The organism is Streptococcus symci, assembly GCF_006385165.1.
Taxonomy (GTDB): Bacteria; Bacillota; Bacilli; order Lactobacillales; family Streptococcaceae; genus Streptococcus; species Streptococcus symci.
Genome location: NZ_VFJA01000003.1, coordinates 201,569 through 222,309, shown reverse-complemented (window position 1 = coordinate 222,309; position 20,741 = coordinate 201,569). Strand labels below are relative to the sequence as shown.

Annotated in this window: 22 protein-coding genes and 1 pseudogene; 22 read left to right on the top strand and 1 reads right to left on the bottom strand. The window is 37.8% G+C overall.

Annotated elements, in window-relative coordinates:
• Positions 1 to 20 precede the first annotated feature (20 nt).
• The 19 genes and pseudogenes from aroA to FJN11_RS07650 all read left to right on the top strand — a co-directional run bounded on the left by aroA (position 21) and on the right by FJN11_RS07650 (position 15,782).
• A complete protein-coding gene (gene aroA, locus FJN11_RS07735; RefSeq protein WP_049552442.1) occupies positions 21 to 1,304 on the top strand; it encodes a 3-phosphoshikimate 1-carboxyvinyltransferase in 1,284 nt (427 codons plus the stop codon).
• Positions 1,297 to 1,773: a shikimate kinase gene (locus FJN11_RS07730; protein ID WP_049552441.1), complete on the top strand. Its 477-nt coding sequence runs from the start codon at positions 1,297 to 1,299 to the stop codon at positions 1,771 to 1,773. Before aroA ends, FJN11_RS07730 begins: the two co-directional genes overlap by 8 nt.
• A complete protein-coding gene (gene pheA, locus FJN11_RS07725) occupies positions 1,770 to 2,618 on the top strand; it encodes a prephenate dehydratase (protein ID WP_049552440.1) in 849 nt (282 codons plus the stop codon). Before FJN11_RS07730 ends, pheA begins: the two co-directional genes overlap by 4 nt.
• Positions 2,615 to 3,925 (top strand): LCP family protein, encoded by a 1,311-nt coding sequence (locus FJN11_RS07720; protein WP_049552439.1) that lies wholly within the window; start codon positions 2,615 to 2,617, stop codon positions 3,923 to 3,925. Before pheA ends, FJN11_RS07720 begins: the two co-directional genes overlap by 4 nt.
• 172 nt (positions 3,926 to 4,097) lie before the next feature.
• Positions 4,098 to 4,325: pseudogene (locus FJN11_RS11025) on the top strand (transposase); the annotation flags it as partial.
• A gap of 213 nt (positions 4,326 to 4,538) precedes the next feature.
• Positions 4,539 to 4,922: a DUF1310 family protein gene (locus tag FJN11_RS07710; protein ID WP_115904200.1), complete on the top strand. Its 384-nt coding sequence runs from the start codon at positions 4,539 to 4,541 to the stop codon at positions 4,920 to 4,922.
• Complete coding sequence (locus FJN11_RS07705; protein ID WP_181146396.1) at positions 4,922 to 5,152, top strand: hypothetical protein; 231 nt, start codon at positions 4,922 to 4,924, stop codon at positions 5,150 to 5,152. Before FJN11_RS07710 ends, FJN11_RS07705 begins: the two co-directional genes overlap by 1 nt.
• A 15-nt stretch (positions 5,153 to 5,167) precedes the next feature.
• Positions 5,168 to 5,569, top strand: a complete 402-nt coding sequence (locus FJN11_RS07700; protein WP_049546345.1) for a DUF1310 family protein — start codon at positions 5,168 to 5,170, stop codon at positions 5,567 to 5,569.
• Entirely contained in the window at positions 5,562 to 5,798 is a 237-nt protein-coding gene (locus FJN11_RS07695; protein WP_061590576.1) for a hypothetical protein, read from the top strand. Before FJN11_RS07700 ends, FJN11_RS07695 begins: the two co-directional genes overlap by 8 nt.
• A 15-nt stretch (positions 5,799 to 5,813) precedes the next feature.
• Complete coding sequence (locus FJN11_RS07690; RefSeq protein ID WP_125386495.1) at positions 5,814 to 6,215, top strand: DUF1310 family protein; 402 nt, start codon at positions 5,814 to 5,816, stop codon at positions 6,213 to 6,215.
• Positions 6,208 to 7,155, top strand: a complete 948-nt coding sequence (locus FJN11_RS07685) for an Mbeg1-like protein (RefSeq protein ID WP_246039363.1) — start codon at positions 6,208 to 6,210, stop codon at positions 7,153 to 7,155. The genes FJN11_RS07690 and FJN11_RS07685 overlap by 8 nt, the downstream gene beginning before the upstream one ends.
• A gap of 66 nt (positions 7,156 to 7,221) precedes the next feature.
• Complete coding sequence (locus tag FJN11_RS10850) at positions 7,222 to 7,431, top strand: hypothetical protein (RefSeq protein WP_246039362.1); 210 nt, start codon at positions 7,222 to 7,224, stop codon at positions 7,429 to 7,431.
• Positions 7,413 to 7,823, top strand: coding sequence for a hypothetical protein (locus FJN11_RS07680; RefSeq protein WP_140224259.1), 411 nt, complete (start codon positions 7,413 to 7,415; stop codon positions 7,821 to 7,823). Before FJN11_RS10850 ends, FJN11_RS07680 begins: the two co-directional genes overlap by 19 nt.
• A gap of 3 nt (positions 7,824 to 7,826) precedes the next feature.
• Positions 7,827 to 8,120 (top strand): hypothetical protein, encoded by a 294-nt coding sequence (locus FJN11_RS07675; protein WP_042750982.1) that lies wholly within the window; start codon positions 7,827 to 7,829, stop codon positions 8,118 to 8,120.
• Positions 8,121 to 8,298: 178 nt separating this feature from the next.
• Positions 8,299 to 9,135, top strand: a complete 837-nt coding sequence (locus FJN11_RS07670; RefSeq protein ID WP_140224258.1) for a LicD family protein — start codon at positions 8,299 to 8,301, stop codon at positions 9,133 to 9,135.
• The gene (locus tag FJN11_RS07665; RefSeq protein WP_140224257.1) at positions 9,132 to 10,100 is read left to right on the top strand and encodes a glycosyltransferase family 2 protein; all 969 of its coding nucleotides are present in this window, start codon (positions 9,132 to 9,134) and stop codon (positions 10,098 to 10,100) included. The genes FJN11_RS07670 and FJN11_RS07665 overlap by 4 nt, the downstream gene beginning before the upstream one ends.
• Before the next feature lie 21 nt (positions 10,101 to 10,121).
• Positions 10,122 to 12,281 carry a LicD family protein gene (locus FJN11_RS07660; protein WP_049487270.1) on the top strand — a complete coding sequence of 720 codons (2,160 nt, stop codon included), beginning with the start codon at positions 10,122 to 10,124 and terminating at the stop codon, positions 12,279 to 12,281.
• A gap of 57 nt (positions 12,282 to 12,338) precedes the next feature.
• Positions 12,339 to 13,151, top strand: coding sequence for a LicD family protein (locus tag FJN11_RS07655; RefSeq protein WP_049487269.1), 813 nt, complete (start codon positions 12,339 to 12,341; stop codon positions 13,149 to 13,151).
• 39 nt (positions 13,152 to 13,190) lie between these two features.
• Positions 13,191 to 15,782, top strand: coding sequence for an MBL fold metallo-hydrolase (locus FJN11_RS07650; RefSeq protein WP_125409990.1), 2,592 nt, complete (start codon positions 13,191 to 13,193; stop codon positions 15,780 to 15,782).
• A gap of 47 nt (positions 15,783 to 15,829) precedes the next feature.
• Here FJN11_RS07650 and FJN11_RS07645 read toward each other — a convergent pair whose 3' ends face one another.
• A complete protein-coding gene (locus tag FJN11_RS07645) occupies positions 15,830 to 17,308 on the bottom strand; it encodes an oligosaccharide flippase family protein (protein ID WP_125431063.1) in 1,479 nt (492 codons plus the stop codon).
• 124 nt (positions 17,309 to 17,432) lie between these two features.
• Here FJN11_RS07645 and mecA point away from each other — a divergent pair, with 124 nt between their 5' ends.
• The 3 genes from mecA to thrB all read left to right on the top strand — a co-directional run bounded on the left by mecA (position 17,433) and on the right by thrB (position 20,479).
• On the top strand, positions 17,433 to 18,170 hold the full coding sequence (mecA, locus tag FJN11_RS07640) for an adaptor protein MecA (RefSeq protein ID WP_140224256.1): 738 nt from the start codon (positions 17,433 to 17,435) through the stop codon (positions 18,168 to 18,170).
• Positions 18,171 to 18,321: 151 nt separating this feature from the next.
• On the top strand, positions 18,322 to 19,608 hold the full coding sequence (locus tag FJN11_RS07635) for a homoserine dehydrogenase (protein ID WP_140224255.1): 1,287 nt from the start codon (positions 18,322 to 18,324) through the stop codon (positions 19,606 to 19,608).
• A gap of 1 nt (position 19,609) precedes the next feature.
• The gene (gene thrB / locus FJN11_RS07630; protein ID WP_049552486.1) at positions 19,610 to 20,479 is read left to right on the top strand and encodes a homoserine kinase; all 870 of its coding nucleotides are present in this window, start codon (positions 19,610 to 19,612) and stop codon (positions 20,477 to 20,479) included.
• Positions 20,480 to 20,741: the final 262 nt, after the last annotated feature.

Here is a 20,741-nt window from a genome sequence, read left to right as displayed (position 1 = left end):
TTGCAAGTATGAGGTCCAGTATGAAACTAAAAACAAACATTAGCCACTTACACGGCAGTATCCGAGTTCCAGGTGACAAGTCTATCAGTCATCGTTCCATTATTTTTGGAAGTTTGGCTGAAGGTGAGACCAAGGTTTATGATATTCTGCGAGGTGAAGACGTTCTTTCGACCATGCAGGTTTTTCGTGACCTTGGTGTTGAAATTGAGGACAAAGATGGGGTTATTACCATTCAAGGTGTAGGTATGGATGGTTTAAAAGCTCCGCAAAATGCCCTTGATATGGGAAATTCTGGCACCTCGATTCGCCTGATTTCAGGTGTTCTTGCTGGTGCAGACTTTGAAGTAGAAATGTTTGGAGATGACAGTCTTTCCAAACGTCCTATGGACCGTGTGACGATTCCATTGAAAAAAATGGGCGTCAGCATTTCAGGGCAAACTGAGCGAGACCTTCCTCCCCTTCATTTAAAAGGGACGAAGAACCTAAGACCTATTCATTATGAGTTGCCAATTGCCTCTGCCCAAGTCAAGTCAGCCTTGATGTTTGCAGCCTTGCAGGCCCAGGGGGAGTCTGTAATTATCGAAAAAGAATGCACTCGTAATCATACTGAAGATATGCTGCAACAATTTAGTGGTCATTTAAGTGTGGATGGTAAGAAAATCACAGTCCAAGGACCACAAAAATTGTCAGGACAAAAGGTGGTCGTGCCAGGAGATATTTCCAGTGCAGCCTTTTGGTTGGTCGCAGGTTTGATTGTTCCGAATTCTCGTGTAGTGCTGCAGAATGTGGGTATCAACGAAACGCGCACCGGTATTATCGATGTCATTCGCGCCATGGGTGGAAAATTAGAAGTAACTGAAATTGACCCAGTCGCTAAATCTGCTACCTTAACTGTTGAGTCTTCTGACTTGAAAGGAACAGAGATTGGTGGCGCTTTGATTCCACGCTTGATTGATGAATTGCCAGTTATTGCTCTTCTTGCGACCCAAGCCCAAGGTGTAACAGTTATCAAGGATGCTGAGGAGCTCAAGGTCAAGGAAACAGATCGCATTCAGGTTGTGGCAGACGCCTTAAATAGCATGGGAGCAGATATTACTCCTACAGCTGATGGACTGATTATCAAAGGGAAATCAGCCCTTCATGGTGCTAGAGTCAATACGTTTGGAGACCACCGTATCGGCATGATGACGGCTATCGCGGGCCTCTTGGTTGCAGATGGAGAAGTGGAGCTTGATCGTGCTGAAGCTATCAATACCAGCTATCCTAGCTTCTTTGATGATTTGGAGAGCTTGATTCATGGCTAAGGTATTACTAGGATTTATGGGGGCTGGCAAATCGACTATTGCAAGAGGTTTGGACCCTAATTACCTTGATATGGATGCCCTGATTGAGAAACGCTTAGGTATGTCCATTGCGGAATTTTTCGCTGAAAAGGGAGAAGGAGCCTTTCGACAGGTAGAGTCAGAAGTATTAGCTGATTTACTACAAAGAGATCAAGTTGTGTCAACTGGTGGGGGAGTGGTTATTTCTCAGCGAAATCGTGACTTACTAAAGACAAATTCTGATAATATCTACCTGAAAGCTGATTTTGACACCCTCTACCAACGCATATCAGCTGATAAAGACAATCAGCGCCCGCTTTTTCTAAATAATAGCAAGGAAGAATTAGCAGCTATTTTCCAAGAAAGACAGACTTGGTATGAGGAAGTTGCCAGTCGGGTTTTGGATGTGACCAAGCTAAGCCCAGAGGAAATTATAGAGGAACTGAGATGAAAATTGCTTATCTAGGTCCCAAGGGATCATTTTCACACCATGTTGTGCAGACAGCTTTTCCTCATGAGGAATTGCAGGCTTTTGCCAACATTACAGATGTCATCAAGGCCTATGAGCAAGGCTTGGTGGACTATTCTGTGGTGCCAGTTGAAAATTCTATCGAGGGTAGTGTTCATGAAACCTTAGACTACCTTTTTCATCAGGCTCGCATCCAAGCAGTAGCAGAAATCGTTCAGCCTATTCATCAGCAGTTGATGGTGGTTCCAGGTCACACTAAGATTGAAAAGATTTTTTCACATCCACAGGCCTTGGCTCAAGGAAAGAAATTCATCGATGAACAATATCCAGATGCCCAAATCGAGGTAACAGCTAGTACAGCTTATGCGGCCCGTTTTATTTCCGAACATCCAGACCAGCCTTATGCAGCCATTGCGCCTAGGAGTTCTGCTGAAGAATATGGCTTAGCACTGATTGCTGAGGACATTCAGGAAATGGAAGCCAATTTCACACGTTTCTGGGTTTTGGGAGCTGAAGGTGCAACCATTCCCTTGCAAGCACAAACTGAAAAAATGAGTTTGGCCTTGACCTTGCCGGACAACCTTCCCGGTGCCCTCTACAAGGCTCTTTCGACCTTTGCTTGGAGAGGAATTGACCTGACAAAAATTGAAAGTCGACCACTCAAGACAGCACTGGGTGAATACTTTTTCATTATCGATGTGGACTATGCCGATAAGAATCTGGTCCACTTTGCCCAAAAAGAATTAGAAGCGATTGGAATCCAGTATAAAGTTCTGGGTGCCTATCCCATTTATCCAATATCAGACCATGGAAAGGAGAGAAGATGAGTAAAGAAAATCCTTTAAACCATCACGAGCAGTTACGTTATGACTATCTCTTTAAAAATATTCATTACCTCAATGAGCGAGAGAAAAAAGAGTTTGCATACCTGCAAGGTAAGTTAAATATGGCTAGTAGTAGTGAAGCTTCTCCAGAAATTCATAATGAAAATCACGATATGGAAGATTCTTTCATGGAACCAATCAATCAGTCTCCTCTTCCAACCTACGGTAACCGTAGTCGTGCAAAAAAATATCAGAAAAGTCATCCTCTTCCAAAGGTTAAGTCCAAAAAACGTAAGATTCGTTGGGGGCGCATTTTTGCAGGATTGCTTGCTCTTCTGGCCTGTGTCGGTTTTGGCATGATTTTTATGTTCCTAAAAGGCTATTCAAATGCGGATCCAAACAAACCTGCCAATGCTAAGGCAGCTCAAGTAGAAGTTTTTCATGGTCAAGATACCAAGGATGGGGTCAATATTTTGATTATGGGAACGGATGGACGGATTGGCCAAAATAGTGCTGAAACAAGAACGGACTCTATTATGGTCTTAAACGTTGGTGGCTCAGATAAGAAAATTAAGTTGGTCAGCTTCATGCGTGATAACTTAGTTTATATTGATGGATATAGTAAGATTATCAATGGAAAGAAACAAACAGATAACAAGTTAAATGTAGCCTATGAACTAGGGGAACAGGAAGGCCAAAAAGGAGCAGAAATGGTTCGCCAAGTATTGAAAGATAATTTTGACTTGGACATTAAGTACTATGCCTTGGTTGATTTTCAGGCCTTTGCAACCGCTATTGACACTCTCTTCCCTGATGGGGTGACGATTGATGCCAAATTCTCAACCTTAGAAGGTCAACCTTTAACCGAAGCTACGGTGGGAGATGACTTGCATGCTACAGAAACAGAGTCTCCAACCCAGACTATCAAAGTTGGGAAACAGCAGATGAACGGTTCAACCTTGCTCAATTATGCTCGCTTCCGTGATGATGATGAAGGTGATTACGGTCGTACCAAGAGACAACAGCAAGTGCTGACAGCTGTTCTGCAGCAACTCAAGGATCCAACTAAACTTTTTACTGGATCAGAAGCACTTGGTAAGGTCTTTGGGATGACCTCTACGAATGTTCCCTATAGTTTCTTATTGACAAATGGTTTATCCTTCCTAGATGGAGCGCAAAATGGCATTGAGAGATTAACGGTTCCAGAACTAGGTGATTGGGTAGATGATTATGATGTTTATGGAGGACAGGCACTCTTAGTAGACCAAAATAAATATCAAACTAAACTTTCTCAAATGGGAATGAGATAAGATAAGACAAAATTCCAAATAAAAAACTATACTTTAAATATAAAATAACGATCCTTGGACAATAGTCCCTTATCTCCAAAAAAAGCAACGGATTTGCCGTTGCTTTTTTACATGGTTGCGATAGTCTTTGTAAAATAGAATTGCTTAATAAACCATTTAGAAAGTCTATCCCATGCCTATTCACTATAACACAAATCAAACAACTATACCACTAGAAATCAGTTCTTTCTTACCACAAGATCATCTTGTCTTTACTATTGAAAAAGTGGTGAATACCTTGGAAGATTGTCACTTCGACGCCTTCTATCATGCCTTTGGTCAGCCATCTTATCACCCTAAAATGCTTGTATCTACTCTTTTATTTTCCTATTTACAAGAGATTTTCTCTGGTCAAGAAATTGCTAATGAAGAGTATACAAGTTATTCTGAAACAGATCCCGTGAAAATCAAAAACGATAAAGGAGAGATAGAAGATATCGGCACAGTCCGTCAGGTAATAGAAAACGAGACAGGATTGAAGGTTTACGTAGTTGTGAGTCCAGACAAATCTTTATGGTATACTATAAGTAAATCAGTACTTGATATATTTGTAAAATAACATAAAGGAGATGTCATGAGGTTATTAAAAATTATAGGAATCGTTTTAGCTAGTTTATTAGTTATTGTTGGATTAAGTGTAGGAGGATATAAAGTGATGAAAAAAGTAGAACACGATGAGATGGTGAGAATTGTAGAGAGTGAGGAAACGAAAGAGATTTTTAAAGTGCGCTTAAAACAAATAGATCCGAATGCTCTAACAGAAAAAGGAATTATTAAATCATATAAAGTTGATTCTTTTGAACATAATCCAATGGGAGGAATAATTGTTTATTTGTATATAAATGATTCTTCAAGTTATAAAGTTAGTGTTTTCTTACATAAAGATAGTGATGGTAAATTAAGAAATGGCGGTGGGAGTAATCCACCTCTGGAAAAATTAAAGGGAGACTCAAACTGATGAATTCTATGTATAGCGACTATGAACGAAAGTTAATTGCTGAAAAAGAATATGATAATACATTACAAGTTGATAATGATATTTATATAGAAACTCGAAAAAGTTCCATCAGCACAGTCCGTCAGGTGATCGAAAACGAGACAGGATTGAAGGTTTACGTAGTTGAGAGTCCAGACAAATCTTTACGGTATACTATAAGTAAATCAGTACATGATATATTTGTAAAATAACATAAAGGAGACGTCATGAAACCATTAAAAATTGTAGGAATTGTTTTAGCTAGTTTATTAGTTATCGTTGGATTAAGCGTAGGAGGATTTAAAGTGATGAAACAAGCAGAACATGATGAGATGGTGAGAATTGTAGAGAGTGAGGAAGTCAAAAAGATTATAGAAGATGATTTGAAAGAAATGGATCAATTTTATTTAACAAATAAAGGGAAAATAAAGTCTTATCAAATTGATGATAAATCCATCAATCATAGTCCAATGGGAGGGATCAAATTAAAAATTTATATAAATAATGACGAAGAATTATATGTATTTTTCACTATTAATAAAGATAAAAAAAGTGGAAAGTTAGTTAATGATGGCGGAGGAAACTCTGCTAAATTTGAAAAAATGATAACGGAGAGAAAAAGTGAGTAGACAGTATAGTGATCATGAACGTCAAAAAATTGCTAATAAAGAGTATACAAAGTATTCTGAAACAGATCCCTTGAAAATCATAAATGATAAAGGAGAGATAGAAGATATCGGTACAGTCCGTCAGGTGATAGAAAACGAGACAGGATTGAAGGTTTATGTAGTTGAGAGTCCAGACAAATCTTTATGGTATACTATAAGTAAATCAGTACTTGATATATTTGTAAAATAACATAAAGGAGATGTCATGAAGTCATTAAAAATTATAGGAATCGTTTTAGCTAGTTTACTAGTTATTGTTGGATTAAGTATAGGAGGATACAAGGTGATGAAAAAAGTAGAACAAGACGAGATGGTTAGGGTTGTCAAGGGTGAGGAAGTCAAAAAGATCATAGAAGATAACCTAAAGCTGAGGCATAAAGGGGCACTTGAAGAAGGAAATATTATCCAGAATTATGATATAGATATTAATTCCATTTTTCATAGTCCAATGGGAGGGATCAAATTTAAAATTTATATAAATAATGACGAAGAATTATATGTATTTTTCACTATTAATAAAGATAGAAGTAGCGGAAAGTTAGTTAATGATGGTGGAGGAAGCTCTGCTAAATTTAAAAAAATAATAACGGAGAGAAAAAGTGAGTAGACAGTATACTGATCATGAACGTCAAAAAATTGCCAATGAAGAATATACAAAGTATTCTGAAACAGAGTCTATGGAAATCATAAATGATAAAGGAGAGATAGAAGATATCGGCACAGTCCGTCAGGTGATTGAAAACGAGACAGGAATAAAGGTTTACGTAGTTGAGAGTCCAGACAAATCGGAAGTTTCTGTTCTCTACGAAGGTTCTAAAGCGCCATTTGATAAAGGATGGGAAGTGGATTGGTTTGAAAATGATATTCCCATGGCTCAAAATATTTTGAAAGGTGAAGAAGGGGTGACTTCTCAGTTGAAGGCGGCGGCATCTATCTTAGATGATATAATGTTGGAATATCCGAACGCTAAAATCTCAGTTTATGCTCACTCTCTTGGCTCCATGAATGCCCAATACGCCCTAGCTAATGTTAGGGACATTTCACGTATTTCAGGAGCTTATATCTACCAAGGCCCGAATATCTATCCGGTCTTGACCAAAGAACAGCGGCAGCGTGTGGATGCGATAAAGTACCGTATTCATAATTACGTTGATGATAAAGATTTGGTTCCTATAGGCTACCCTAAAAATAGAATGGATAGTGTCGGTGTTGTAGGGATGATGCATCATGTGGACTCTGTACAACAGGTAGATTTTGTATATTCTCAACACTTGTGGGGCGGTTATGTTTTTAATGAAGATGGTAGTCTTAAAATTAAGAATGATCGTTCATCGTTTGAAAAACGGTATTCATCTGGTTTGGATAAGGTTTCCAGTGGCTTGTATTCCTATGCAAAGGCTAAAGAGGCATTGGCTTCAGGCGGTTATACGAGTGGTGAGGAACTCTTTTTAGACTCCGAACATGCCTTAACGATTTCATCGGGATTGCATGAAGTCGCAAATGCTGGTTATGAAGAGATTCGTTCCATCGTTCGTCAAGCGCATTAAAAAGCAGAGAAAATAGTAGCGAGCACTTATCACGTTCCCTTTGCTTTTATTTTATCACCTACAGAGGTGGCGACAGCCTATTCTGATGGAGGAGTATCTCGTACGACAATCGTAGATGATCTTGATCATTATTTCTATCCAAAAATCAAAAAATCAGAAAAACTAGCCGAAGATTTTCAAAGTTTAGAAAAGCAAATAGCAGATGGTGTCCAAAAAAAATTGGAAGATGATAAAGAGTTAGCAGGGAATTTTAAAGAATGGATGAAAGTCAAGTAATCTGGCAGAAATTAAGAACAAAGCAAAACCATTTAGATTTATTAGATGAACGCAATCGTTCTATTCGCCAACAAAGAGAAGAACAATTTGAAAACCTTCAGCAAAAACGGAACCAATTGTTGCATATGATGGAAAGAAAGTATCAGATGATGCAGCATTACCTAGGACAAGTGGACGTGGATACTACTGAGGAAAGAGCACGATTAAACAGAATAGCTTCGGACTTTAGCCAAGCAGTATCCATAGGATTTATAAGAAATCAGCGCGCTTTGGAACAAAGTATTGAAAAAGAAGAGATTGAGTATAGACGAGAACGACGAAAATTAGAAGAGGATATAGATACATTACATCGTCGAAAGACGACACTCGAACAAGAAAAAAGGAAGGGATAGCTTATGTTTGATGAAATGATTAATGATTTCTTCTCAGGAGTGAACAATAATATGATTGAGATTCAGAAGGGACTAGAACGTTTACTAATCAGTCATATCTATTCACCGATCAAATTGAATGAGCGTAATAATTTGATGTCAGATGGTGACTTTAAGATCAAAACAGAAGCTCTAGCAACAAAGACAGCACTAGGGATGATTTCTAGTCAACTCGATACAACTATGAAAGGAGCTTATTCGACAAAGGTTGTTGAGACTTTGAAGACGAAAGAAAAAGATTATGATACGATTGTGTAGAGATGAATATTCTACAATTGGAATTAGATAGGAGATTAATACAGGAAAAATCAAGGTTCGAATCACCAGTAAAATAGTGGTTTGAACTTTGATTTTTCTTAGTGTCTGATGGATTTTTAAGGCTTTTTTATGGTATAATAAAACGATATAACTCGTTATTGAACAGAAGAGGAGAGACATGAGTGATTTGAAAGCGATTCAGGCTCGTAGTCTGGAAATGGCTGAATATTTCGTCGCATTTTGTAAAGAACATGATTTGCTTTGTTATCTTTGTGGTGGAGGTGCTATTGGTGCCCTTCGAAACAAGGGTTTCATTCCTTGGGATGATGATCTAGATTTTTTTATGCCCCGTAAGGATTATGAAAAATTGGCAGAATTATGGCCTCGTTATGCAGATGAGCGTTATTTCTTGTCAAAGAGTAACAAGGATTTTGTCGACCGCAATCTTTTTATTACTATTCGTGACAAGGAAACTACCTGTATTAAACCTTACCAGCAAGATTTGGATTTGCCACATGGTTTGGCTTTGGATGTTTTGCCTTTGGATTATTATCCGAAAAATCCAGCTGAGAGAAAGAAACAGGTTCGCTGGGCCTTGATTTATTCACTCTTTTGTGCCCAAACTATTCCAGAAAAGCATGGTGCACTTATGAAATGGGGAAGCCGTATTTTACTGGGGATGACTCCCAAATCTCTCCGTTATCGTATTTGGAAAAAAGCTGAGAAAGAAATGACCAAGTATAGTCTGGCTGAGAGCGATGGAATCACGGAGTTATGCTCCGGTCCTGGCTACATGAGAAACAAGTACCCAATCGCATCCTTTGAAGATAATCTCTTCTTGCCATTTGAAGAGACAGAGCTGCCCGTTCCAGTCGGCTATGATGCCTATCTCAGCACTGCTTTTGGTGATTATATGACACCTCCACCAGCAGATAAGCAGCTACCACATCATGATGCTGTTATCGCTGATATGGATAAGAGTTATAGAGAGTACAAGGGAGAATATGGAGCATGATGGGAGAAAAAATAAGCGTTATCGTTCCAGTCTACAATGTAGAAGCCTATTTGGAACGATGTGTGGAGTCAATTCTTCATCAGACTTATACCAATTTTGAACTAATCCTAATAAATGATGGGTCTACTGATTCTAGTGGAAAGATCTGTGATGATTTAGCAAATCAGTATGAGAATATCAAGGTTTACCATATCGAAAATGCTGGTGTTTCTAATGCAAGAAATCTTGGAATTCAGCTAGCGACAGGTGCTTGGATAACTTTTATTGATAGCGATGATTTCGTCACCAATGATTATCTAGCTACTTTAGCTAGTGCAGTTGAGGGAGAACATGTAGGTTTTGTGATTGCTCCTCTACACCATATCAAAAATGGCGTTGTAACAGACCTTCCTCCACATTCTGGAAAAACAGAACTCTGGTCGACAGAAGAAACCATGAAGGAACTACTGATGACTACCAGAACGTCATTTTTTCCAGTCGCAAAACTGTTTAAGAGAGACCTGCTTGCGGATGAAAAGTTTAATACAAATTATCACCTGGCTGAAGATGCCCTATTTTTAACTGAATTGTTACTAAAGACAAGATGTAGTAGCGTATTTATTGACAAACCGATTTATTATTATGATCATCGTGAGGGAAGTGCGACAACATCTGTTAATCGGTATGTATTTGATACGATAGAAGTTTATAAGCAAATAATCGCTCAAGTTTCACAAATTTTTCCTAATTTAAAACACGAATTAAAAAATAGAGAATGTTGGTCGTACATCACAGTTTACGATAAAATTATCTTTACTTCACGTGGAGAGTATCAAAAGGAGAAAGCCGAGCTGAGGACTTGGATTGTTCAGCATCGACGTGAAATATGGAAGGATGCTTATTTCACTACTTTTCGCAAGGTAGCGATCCTCTCACTTGTCATTTCTCCATGGCTATATAAGAAAATTGTTGGATTAAAAAACTAATATCATGAGAAGGAGTTGAAAATGAATTTTTCAAAATTGGATGAATACTTTGAAAAATCAAAACTATGGATTGCGTATCTATTTGTTTTTATTTCGATTTTAAGTATGAGTTCACTGGTTTATAAGATAGCAAATCCCCTCTACAAGGGATTATCAGCGATTGTAGTACTTTATATTTGCTGTACCTTATTGTTTAAGTGGAAAGAAATCACAGTAGATCGCAAATTTCTGTCCTTATTTGGTCTATTGGCTGGAAGTCATCTGTTATCAGCTATTTTTAATCGCTCTGGACATTTGATTGGAAATGTGATAGAGATCCTCTTTATGGTGACCTATATTTTATTATTTACCATGTTAGAATCAGGGCAACTTAAAAAATTATTTGACTGGATTGCCTATACGGTTCAAATTGTATCTTTTTCTTCAGCAATTTTTGCGTTTGGTTTATTGGTAAGTAGAGTCCTTATCCTATTTAAGATTGGCGAACAATCTTATTACTATGGTGTTATGAATGGACGTCTGTGGGGGATTGTTAATCCAAATGCTAGTGCGATATTTTCATACATTAGCATTATTTTGGCTATGTATTTGATTCATAAAGGAAGTAAATATTCTGTCTATCTTAAACTGAATAATGTAATTCAATTAGTTTACTTCGCAACCATGCAAAGTAGAGGAGCTTTATTATCTTTAGTGTTAATGATTGGGTTTTATAGTTTCTTTATTAACGGGGGCAAGTTAGCTAAGCGATTTCTAATCTTTATTATTTCTGCTTTACTTGTTTCTGCTGCTAACATCGGATTGAGTTATGTAACCTCTATTTACATATCCTCGGGGAAAGCGACTGTATTAGACTTAAATAAAGGACAATCTTATGCAGAAACGGATTCTTCAGTTATAAAAAAAACAGGTGAACTTCATCTAATAGAAACAACACCTAGTGGCAGAACTTATATTTGGAAAAATGCTATAAAAATGGGAAGTGAGAAACCAATTTTTGGTTATGGTGTAAGAAATGTTCCAGATTATTACACAAAATATTTCAGTAAATTTGAGATTCAAAATTCTCTTATTGGTGGAAATTTCCATAACATTTTGGTAACGATATTTGTTAGTTCTGGAATTTTAGGTTTAGTATCCTTTCTACTTCTACTAGGATATATAATTAAGCGCTTTTTGACTTATTTGATTGTTTCTAAAAAGAACTCTGAAAAGTTGATTATGATTCTTTTCTTTGGTATCTTGTTCGGTCAATTATTTGAAAGTCAGATTATGTACTCAACTAACTTTATTAATATTATCTTTTGGTTGATTATTGGTTATGGATTAGTTGTTTGCAAACGTGATGAAGGTATTCGTTATCAGGAAGTAACTGATATTAGAGAGATCCAACAGATGGAACTAGGAATCATGGAATACATTCATGAAACTTGCCAGAAAATTGGTGTCAAATATTTCCTAGCTTATGGCAGTCTTATCGGTGCGGTTCGTCATAAAGGTTTTATTCCTTGGGATGATGACATGGATATCTGTATGTTACGAGAAGATTATGAAAAGTTGCAAGACTATCTTATTGCTAACCCTGATGAACGTTACGAAGTGATGTCTTATAAAAATAATCTCAACTATGTCTATCCCTTCATGAAAGTGCAGGATAACCATACCTACTTGCTAGAAGAAGATGTTCGTATTGATTCAAATATGGGGATTTATGTAGATATTTTCCCTGTAGATGGCTACGAGAATGATGCCAATTTCAAGAACAAGATGACAAAGCTGATAAAGAAACGTCAATTGAGTTGCTATACATTTAAAGGTATCACCAATACGAAAAGTGTTCTGAATTCACTGATACGCTATATTTCAGTTATTATTTTTTATTTCACAAATACAAATAAATACGTTGCACAAATTGAAGAACTTGCTAAATCACGTAAAGTGTCAGATTATGAGGAAGTGGATTATCTTATCTACAAGGATATGAACAAACCAGTGTGGAGACGCGAATGGCTAGAACAAGTTACTACTGGAACATTTGAAGGTAAGAAATTTACTATTCCGAAAAAATATCATGAAATTTTGACCTCAGACTACGGAGATTATATGCAATTGCCGCCAGTTGAACAAAGAGTATCTCATCATGATTTTAAATTGTGGAAGATTGTTAAAAAGTCTAAATAACTGGATTGGGATTAAGAAACGTTTAAAAATATAGTCAAAATTAGGAGAATAAAACCTATGTCTGAAAGAACTTTAACTCTTGAAGAAATCAAACAAGTAGAATTAGATATTTTGAAGTATCTTCATGATCTTTGTGAACAACATCATATCAAATATTTTATTGATTTTGGAACATTACTAGGAGCTGTACGCCATAAAGGATTTATACCTTGGGATGATGATACAGATATTTCCTTAGCGCGTGATGAGTTTGAAAAACTGTATAAGGTTTTAAAAAATGAAAATCATCCCTACTACAAATTAATTTCATTCAGAGAAACAAAGGGGTATCCTTACAGTTATATGCGAGTCTATGATGTGAGGACACGTCGAGATGCTAATCTTATAGATAAAACGGTCGTATTGGGAACCTGCGTTGACATCTTTCCATATGATGGTGTCGTAACGCAAGAAAGTGACCAGAAGAAAATGAAGCTCTACAAATATTTCATTCGTCTTTCTTCTTTGAATTTTAAAGGGATTAAGTCTGAGAATGGTGGACTTAAAAATCTCCCTCGTTATATGGGGTCAGCTATTTTTCGTTTAACTTCCCCACAGATATGGAACCAAAAATTAGAGAGTCTTGCTTTGAAGTATAGTGTGGATCAAGCAACAGATCTCACTTGTACTATCTATGATTCCTATTATCCAGATGGTATAAAAAAAGAATGGCTCTATGATTTGATTGATATGCCGTATGAAAACATTGTGGTCAAGGTTCCTAGAAAATACCATGAATTACTTGTCTACGAATTTGGAGAAAACTATATGAGTCCGCCACCCATTGAGCAACAAGTGCCAGGAGGAGATAAAAATTATTGGATTGATTAGTATAAGTTTCTTATCTTTTAAAATAAAGGGGTTTTCAAGATGAAAAATAAACAGTTAATAAAATTAGTTGGGTATAGTTTTCTTGTATTCTTTCTAGCGCTGATTCAGTTATCGCAAGGAGTAGATGCAAATACTATCTCTGCAGGTTCGGGCAATCGTATCCATTTCATAAATACTAAAGCAAAATCTGGGAGTGACGCCATCCTTCTGGAAAGCAATGGTCACTATGCTTTGATTGATATGGGAGAAGACTATGATTTTCCTGATGGGAGTGACCCACGCTATCCAAGTCGTTGGGGAATTTCTATGAGAAATTATCAAGTATTAGAGGATAGATTGATTCGCCACCTAGATGAAATAGGTGTTAAAAAATTAGATTTTATCATAGGAACTCATGTTCATAGTGATCATATTGGTGGAGCAGACGAAATACTCAATCGTTATCAGGTTGGTAAGTTTTATTTGAAAAAATATTCAGATGATCGAATCACAGCAAAGTGGGGTCTATGGGATAATCTTTTCAATTATGATAATGCTTTGAGAGCAGCTCAAAAACGAGGAGTTGCGCTTATCCAGAATATTTCAGATGAGGATAGCCATATAAAATTAGGTGATATGGATATCCAGCTCTACAACTATAAGAATGAATATGATGCTGATGGGAATCTGAAAAAAGTTCGAGATGATAACTCCAACTCCATTGTTTCAGTAGTGACTGTGGCAGGAAAGAGAATCTATCTTGGTGGAGATTTGGATAATGCCGAAGGAGCAGAAGATAAGTTAGGTCCAGTTATCGGCAAGGTTGATATGATGAAATGGAACCACCATTATGATGCGACAATTTCAAATACGATTAATTTCCTTGAAAACTTATCACCAAAAATGATTATTCAGACAACTGGTGGAGATATTAATGTTGCTTCAACTAGAGAATACCTTCAGAAGAAAAATATTCAGGTTCTTCGTGCTGCTAGCCAAACTCAAGACGCTACTGTTTTTGATATTAGCGATAAAGGATTTGCTAATGTTTCAAATACCTTCCCTGATATCCCAGTAGTTGACGAAAAATGGTATCAAGAAGATGGCTATTGGAAATATCGTTTGTCTGACGGGGAAATGGCTATCGGCTGGAAAGAGATTGGCGGAGCCACTTACTTCTTTAATGGAAAAGGACAAATGCAAGCAGGCCGCTGGCTTCACCTTAATGACGACTGGGGAGAAAATGCCAAGGGGAATGATTACTATCTGAACAAAAATGGTAAAATGCAAACTGGTGGATGGTTCAAGCTAGATAACTCTTGGTATTATATCCAGTCGAATGGTGCTAGACGATTTAGCGAGCTCTCTGAAATTGGAGGGAAAAAATACCTTTTTGCGGCAGATGGTAAGATGCTGACAGGACACCAAGTTTTTAATGGTAAGAAGATGTTCTTTAGCGAAAGTGGCGTACTACAAATTTCAGGTAAGCCTTCAACTTGGCAAAAGATTGATTCAGCTTGGTATTTCTATGATGAGGATGGTCTAAAGACTGTCGGTAAAAAGAATATCAATGGAAGCACATACTACTTTAATCAAGAAGGTGTCATGCAAACTGGCTGGGCCTTTGTTGATGGTCACTGGAACTATTTTGCAAGTTCTGGAGCTATGAAAACTGGCTGGGTCAAGGATCAGGAAACATGGTATTATCTGGATAAAGATGGCATCATGTTAACTGGCAGACAAGATATAAAGGGTATTCGTTACTATTTGAATGCTAGTGGTGCCATGCAGACTGGCTGGAAGTGGCAAGACAATAGCTGGTACTTCTATACGAACTCAGGTGCTATGAAAACTGGTTGGTTGAAAGATAAAGAATCATGGTATTATTTGGATCCAGAAACAGGTATCATGGCCGTAGGATCTAAAGCGATTGATGGAAAAACCTATTTCTTTAAATCCTCAGGTAACATGCAAGTTGGCTGGCAGTGGTCAAATGATGTCTGGCATTATTACGCCTCATCTGGTGCACTCCAAACTGGTTGGCTAAAAGATCATGATATGTGGTATTATCTTGAATCTAAGGAAGGCGCTATGTTGGTTGGACTCAATCAAGTAGATGGCAAGCAATATTACTTTAGTGCATCTGGTGCCATGCAGACTGGCTGGAAATGGTTTGATAATCATTACCGTTACTTTGAATCAAATGGAGCCATGAAAACTGGTTGGATAAAAGACAAAGGCGTCTGGTATTATCTAAATCCTGAAGATGGTATTATGTTGGTTGGCCTTCAAAAAGTCAATGGTGATCAATATTACTTTGATTCAACAGGAGCGATGCAAACTGGCTGGAAACAGGTTGATGGTCATTGGTACTATTTCCAAGCAGATGGTTCCTTATTGAAAAATTCTACCACACCTGATGGTTATAAAGTTAATGAAGAAGGTGTATGGAGACAAGTAGTTACTGTTGATAAGCAGCAAAATCATTCTACAAACAAACAGGAAACATCTACTCTAACTGATAAATCAGACAAGATTAATAAGGCAGAAAAGCAAGAAAATCATAAAGAAATTAACTCTTCTAATTCAGAAAAACAAAAAGAGGACTCAATTATAGAGTCAAGTAGTTCCGACAAGAAAGAAAAGGAATAATGAGAAAATCCCCTGCTAGTAGAATAGTCTATTAGCAGGGGATTCTTTTAATTTCTTTTAATCTTAGCAAGTGCAAGATTGAGTGCATAGTGGAGTGTTTTATCTTTGGTAAGAAATAGCGTCAAGAGATAATAGATACCGCAAGTCGCAACAGTCAAGAGTACCATGAGTATCATATTGAGGTTGACTGTATAAGAGTTGATTTGGAAAAGAAATTTAAAAGTGAAATAAATTGGAATGAATCCGAGCGATACAATAGTATAGCGTGTTAAAGTAGTAAATATTTCTTTTAAGTCAAGCAGATGATGCTTCTTGATAAAGTAAATTTCCAGTAGAACAACTACAGTTTCTGCAATAATAGTAGTAGCAATGTAGTACTCTGGTGCAAAAATATTATTGAAATACAAGAGACTGTTGAGTAGGATATTAGCTCCGCCACCAATAAAGTAAAAGGCTGTTAAACGATTTTCGTGGTCGTTGATGAAGATAATTTGTTTACCGAGAATCAACTCAATAGCCCAAATGATAGTTCGAAAGGCGAAGACACTAGTCACAATACCAGCTTCAAGGTATTTTTCAGAAGAGTAGATGACTGCAGCGTAGTTTCCTAATACCATCATCCCAATACTGGTTGGAATGATAAGAAAATAAAAGAGGGCGGCTCCTTGGTTTAGAAGATTTTTATAAGATTCGTAGTCTTTCTTACCGAGATAGTAGCCGAGACGTGGAATACTGACGTTGATAGCTCCACTCAGGACACTGGCAATCAACATGACGATGCTAGAAGCAATGGTATAATAAGAAATGTAGTTTTCATCAGGCCCTTTGGTGATAAACATTCTATCAAGTAAGGTGTAGAGCATATTGGCATTAGCTAGAAGCAACATGGTCAAGAGTGGCTTAGATGCTTTGATTAATTCCATGAGACCAATTTTGACAAAGGAAACTTCTCTCTTGATCCAAAGAAAACTGAGCAGGTAGTTGAGGATAGTTGTCGCACTCATGACGATGGCATAAGGAACGATATCATCTGCAGTTTTAACAAAGGTAAAGATAGCAACCAGCATGGCAATCCGAATAATCAATGTCTTGTAAAGGATGAAGGCATAGTTTTCATAAGCCTCGTTCATCCACTCGATATAAAGGAATTGGAAGAGAGCCTGGACACCAAGTATATAGTAGAGTTCTTTCAAATTTTCAATACTATTATCCAGATAAATAAATAGGAAATAGATACTTGTTGTTAGAACAGATGTAATAATGGAGATATAGAATAACTTAGAGAAAACATAGTTGATTTTATTTTTATCATCCTTGACCTTACTGATAGCTCGAATTCCGTAGTTATAGATTCCAAATGCGGCTAAAGGAATGACAAAGCTAGCCCAGGTATTTGCGGTATTGAAATAACCGTAATTGGATTTGCTAAGAATCCGAGTCAGATAAGGATTGGTTATCAGCGGAAAAACGATATTGAGAACATTGACTAGTAAGCTAGCCAGTGCATTAACTTTTATATTTTTCATTGTACTTTCTTTCTTGTATTGTAAAATGGTCTCTAGTATTATATCACATTCTCGCTTCATTCTTTTGATAAAATCGTAAAAATCTAGTATAATAGATAGAACTGAAAGTATGAGGTTACTGGCAATGAAAATGAAACAAATTAGTGATACAACTTTGAAAATCACGATGTCTTTAGAGGATTTGATGGATCGAGGCATGGAGATTGCTGACTTTCTCGTTCCTCAAGAAAAAACAGAAGAGTTCTTTTATGCCATCTTGGATGAGTTAGAGATGCCTGAGAGCTTTTTGGATACAGGTATGTTGAGTTTCCGTGTGACTCCAAAACCTGATAAGGTTGATCTCTTTGTAACCAAATCAAAGATTGACCAAAATCTAGATTTTGAAGACTTATCGGATTTACCAGATATGGAAGAATTGGCTCAAATGTCGCCAGATGAATTTATCAAAACCTTGGAAAAAAGCATCGCAGACAAAACTAAGGATGATATCGAAGCCATTCAATCTCTAGAGCAAGTCGAAGCCAAGGAAGAAGAGCAGGAGCAGGCTGAACAAGAAGTTGAAGGCAAGAAAGAGCCTTATATCTACTACATCCTTTCTTTTACAAAATTGGCTGACTTGGTGGCTTTTGCTAAGACAGTGACTTTTGAGATGGAAACTTCTGAACTCTACAAGATGAATGAGCGCTATTATTTGACCATTTTAGTGGATATTGAAAATCATCCAAGTCCATATCCAGCTTGGCTTTTGGCTCGTATGCGCGAGTTTGCGGACGATAGTGACATCAGTCGCTCAGTCTTGCAGGAGTATGGTCAAGTCTTGATGAATCACGATGCAGTACTTAATCTGCAAAAGATTGGATAATCATTTCTGGAAAGTTATTTTCAGATTTTAAGGAGAGCGAATCGTCTGATTCGTTTTTTCTTTTCTAGACTGAAATAGTGATTTACTATAATAGGAATTTTCACAAAATTCTGTTATAATGGCTATATTAGAAAATTTCGAGGAGACAAATATGACAGTTAAAATTGCTTTACTAGGATTTGGTACCGTTGCAAGTGGTGTGCCTTTCCTCCTAAAGGAAAATGGAGAAAAAATCAATCAATCAGCACATTCAGAGATTGAAGTTGCTAAGGTGTTGGTCAAGGATGAAGATGAAAAGAATCGCTTGCTTGCAGCAGGGAATGACTTTAACTTTGTAACCAATGTGGATGATATTTTGTCAGATCAAGACATTACGATCGTAGTGGAATTGATGGGGCGTATCGAACCAGCTAAAACCTTTATCACTCGTGCCTTGGAGGCTGGAAAACACGTTGTGACTGCTAACAAGGACCTTTTGGCTGTCCATGGTGCAGAATTGTTAGAAATCGCTAAAGAGCATAATGTAGCACTTTACTACGAAGCAGCAGTAGCTGGTGGGATTCCAATTCTTCGTACTTTAGCAAATTCCTTGGCTTCTGATAAAATCACGCGCGTGCTTGGAGTAGTCAACGGAACTTCTAACTTCATGATGACCAAGATGGTGGAAGAAGGCTGGTCTTATGATGATGCTCTTGCGGAAGCGCAACGTCTAGGATTTGCAGAAAGCGACCCGACAAACGACGTAGATGGGATCGATGCAGCTTACAAGATGGTGATTTTGAGCCAATTTGCCTTTGGGATGAAGGTTGCCTTTGACGATGTAGCCCACAAGGGAATCCGCAACATTACACCAGAAGATGTAGCTGTAGCCCAAGACCTTGGCTATGTAGTGAAATTAGTTGGTTCTATCGAGGAAACTCCTTCAGGAATTGCTGCAGAAGTAACTCCAACCTTCCTACCTATAGCACATCCACTTGCCAGTGTGAATGGCGTAATGAACGCTGTTTTTGTAGAATCTATCGGTATCGGCGAGTCTATGTACTACGGACCAGGTGCTGGTCAAAAACCAACTGCAACAAGTGTTGTAGCAGATATTGTCCGTATCGTTCGTCGCCTGAATGATGGTACCATTGGCAAAGACTTCAACGAATACAGCCGTGACTTGGTCTTGGCAAATCCTGAAGATGTCAAAGCAAACTACTACTTCTCAATCTTGGCTCCAGACTCAAAAGGTCAGGTCTTGAAGTTGGCTGAAATCTTTAATGCCCAAGATATTTCCTTCAAGCAAATCCTTCAAGATGGAAAAGAAGGTGACAAGGCGCGTGTCGTGATCATCACACACAAGATTAATAAAGCCCAGCTTGAAAATGTCTCAGCTGAATTGAAGAAGGTTTCAGAATTCGACCTCTTGAATACCTTCAAGGTGCTAGGAGAATAAGATGAAGATTATTGTACCTGCAACCAGTGCCAATATCGGGCCAGGTTTTGACTCGGTCGGTGTAGCTGTAACCAAGTATCTTCAAATTGAGGTCTGCGAAGAACGAGAAGAGTGGTTGATTGAACACCAGATTGGCAAATGGATTCCTCATGACGAGCGTAATCTCTTACTAAAAATTGCTTTACAAATTGTACCAGACTTGCAACCAAGACGCTTGAAAATGACCAGTGATGTTCCCTTGGCGCGTGGTTTGGGTTCTTCCAGCTCGGTTATTGTAGCTGGGATTGAATTAGCTAACCAACTTGCAAATCTTAATTTAACTGATCACGAAAAACTGCAGTTAGCAACTAAGATTGAGGGACATCCTGACAATGTGGCACCCGCCATCTATGGTAATCTCGTTATTGCAAGTTCCGTTGAAGGGCAAGTTTCAGCTATTGTAGCAGACTTCCCAGAGTGTGATTTCCTAGCCTACATTCCAAACTATGAATTGCGTACTCGAGACAGCCGTGGTGTCTTGCCTAAGAAATTGTCCTATAAGGAAGCTGTTGCTGCTAGTTCGATCGCTAATGTGGCGGTTGCGGCCTTGTTGGCAGGAGACATGGTGACCGCTGGGCAAGCAATCGAGGGAGACCTCTTCCACGAGCGCTATCGTCAGGACTTGGTGAGAGAATTTGCGACGATTAAGCAAGTGGCCAAAGAAAATGGTGCCTATGCAACCTATCTATCTGGTGCTGGACCGACAGTTATGGTTTTGGCTTCTCATGACAAGATACCAACGATTAAGGCAGAATTGGAAAAGCAACCTTTCAAAGGAAAACTTCATGACTTGAAAGTTGATACCCAAGGTGTCCGTGTCGAAGCAAAATAAAGAATAGATGATAGGATGGGGAAACTCTCGACCAGAGGGCTTCCTATCCTTTTTTTGAAAAGAATTCGAGTAGAAAGAAAAACTATATTCATACTCAATGAAAATCAAAGAGCAAACTAGGAAGCTAGCCGCAGGCTGCTCAAAACAGTGTTTTGAGGTTGTGGATAAAACTGACAAAGTCAGTTACCTATATATACGTTAAGGAGACGCTGATGTGGTTTGAAGAGATTTTCGAAGAGTATTAGTTAAAAACTTGATAAAG

What these genes read in the sequence shown, in the direction of transcription:
- aroA (WP_049552442.1), top strand. Translation starts at nt 21, where the DNA reads ATGAAACTAAAAACAAACATTAGCCACTTACACGGCAGTATCCGAGTT.
- FJN11_RS07730 (WP_049552441.1), top strand. Translation starts at nt 1,297, where the DNA reads ATGGCTAAGGTATTACTAGGATTTATGGGGGCTGGCAAATCGACTATT.
- pheA (WP_049552440.1), top strand. Translation starts at nt 1,770, where the DNA reads ATGAAAATTGCTTATCTAGGTCCCAAGGGATCATTTTCACACCATGTT.
- FJN11_RS07720 (WP_049552439.1), top strand. Translation starts at nt 2,615, where the DNA reads ATGAGTAAAGAAAATCCTTTAAACCATCACGAGCAGTTACGTTATGAC.
- FJN11_RS07710 (WP_115904200.1), top strand. Translation starts at nt 4,539, where the DNA reads ATGAGGTTATTAAAAATTATAGGAATCGTTTTAGCTAGTTTATTAGTT.
- FJN11_RS07705 (WP_181146396.1), top strand. Translation starts at nt 4,922, where the DNA reads ATGAATTCTATGTATAGCGACTATGAACGAAAGTTAATTGCTGAAAAA.
- FJN11_RS07700 (WP_049546345.1), top strand. Translation starts at nt 5,168, where the DNA reads ATGAAACCATTAAAAATTGTAGGAATTGTTTTAGCTAGTTTATTAGTT.
- FJN11_RS07690 (WP_125386495.1), top strand. Translation starts at nt 5,814, where the DNA reads ATGAAGTCATTAAAAATTATAGGAATCGTTTTAGCTAGTTTACTAGTT.
- FJN11_RS07680 (WP_140224259.1), top strand. Translation starts at nt 7,413, where the DNA reads ATGGATGAAAGTCAAGTAATCTGGCAGAAATTAAGAACAAAGCAAAAC.
- FJN11_RS07675 (WP_042750982.1), top strand. Translation starts at nt 7,827, where the DNA reads ATGTTTGATGAAATGATTAATGATTTCTTCTCAGGAGTGAACAATAAT.
- FJN11_RS07670 (WP_140224258.1), top strand. Translation starts at nt 8,299, where the DNA reads ATGAGTGATTTGAAAGCGATTCAGGCTCGTAGTCTGGAAATGGCTGAA.
- FJN11_RS07665 (WP_140224257.1), top strand. Translation starts at nt 9,132, where the DNA reads ATGATGGGAGAAAAAATAAGCGTTATCGTTCCAGTCTACAATGTAGAA.
- FJN11_RS07660 (WP_049487270.1), top strand. Translation starts at nt 10,122, where the DNA reads ATGAATTTTTCAAAATTGGATGAATACTTTGAAAAATCAAAACTATGG.
- FJN11_RS07655 (WP_049487269.1), top strand. Translation starts at nt 12,339, where the DNA reads ATGTCTGAAAGAACTTTAACTCTTGAAGAAATCAAACAAGTAGAATTA.
- FJN11_RS07650 (WP_125409990.1), top strand. Translation starts at nt 13,191, where the DNA reads ATGAAAAATAAACAGTTAATAAAATTAGTTGGGTATAGTTTTCTTGTA.
- FJN11_RS07645 (WP_125431063.1), bottom strand. Translation starts at nt 17,308, where the DNA reads ATGAAAAATATAAAAGTTAATGCACTGGCTAGCTTACTAGTCAATGTT.
- mecA (WP_140224256.1), top strand. Translation starts at nt 17,433, where the DNA reads ATGAAAATGAAACAAATTAGTGATACAACTTTGAAAATCACGATGTCT.
- FJN11_RS07635 (WP_140224255.1), top strand. Translation starts at nt 18,322, where the DNA reads ATGACAGTTAAAATTGCTTTACTAGGATTTGGTACCGTTGCAAGTGGT.
- thrB (WP_049552486.1), top strand. Translation starts at nt 19,610, where the DNA reads ATGAAGATTATTGTACCTGCAACCAGTGCCAATATCGGGCCAGGTTTT.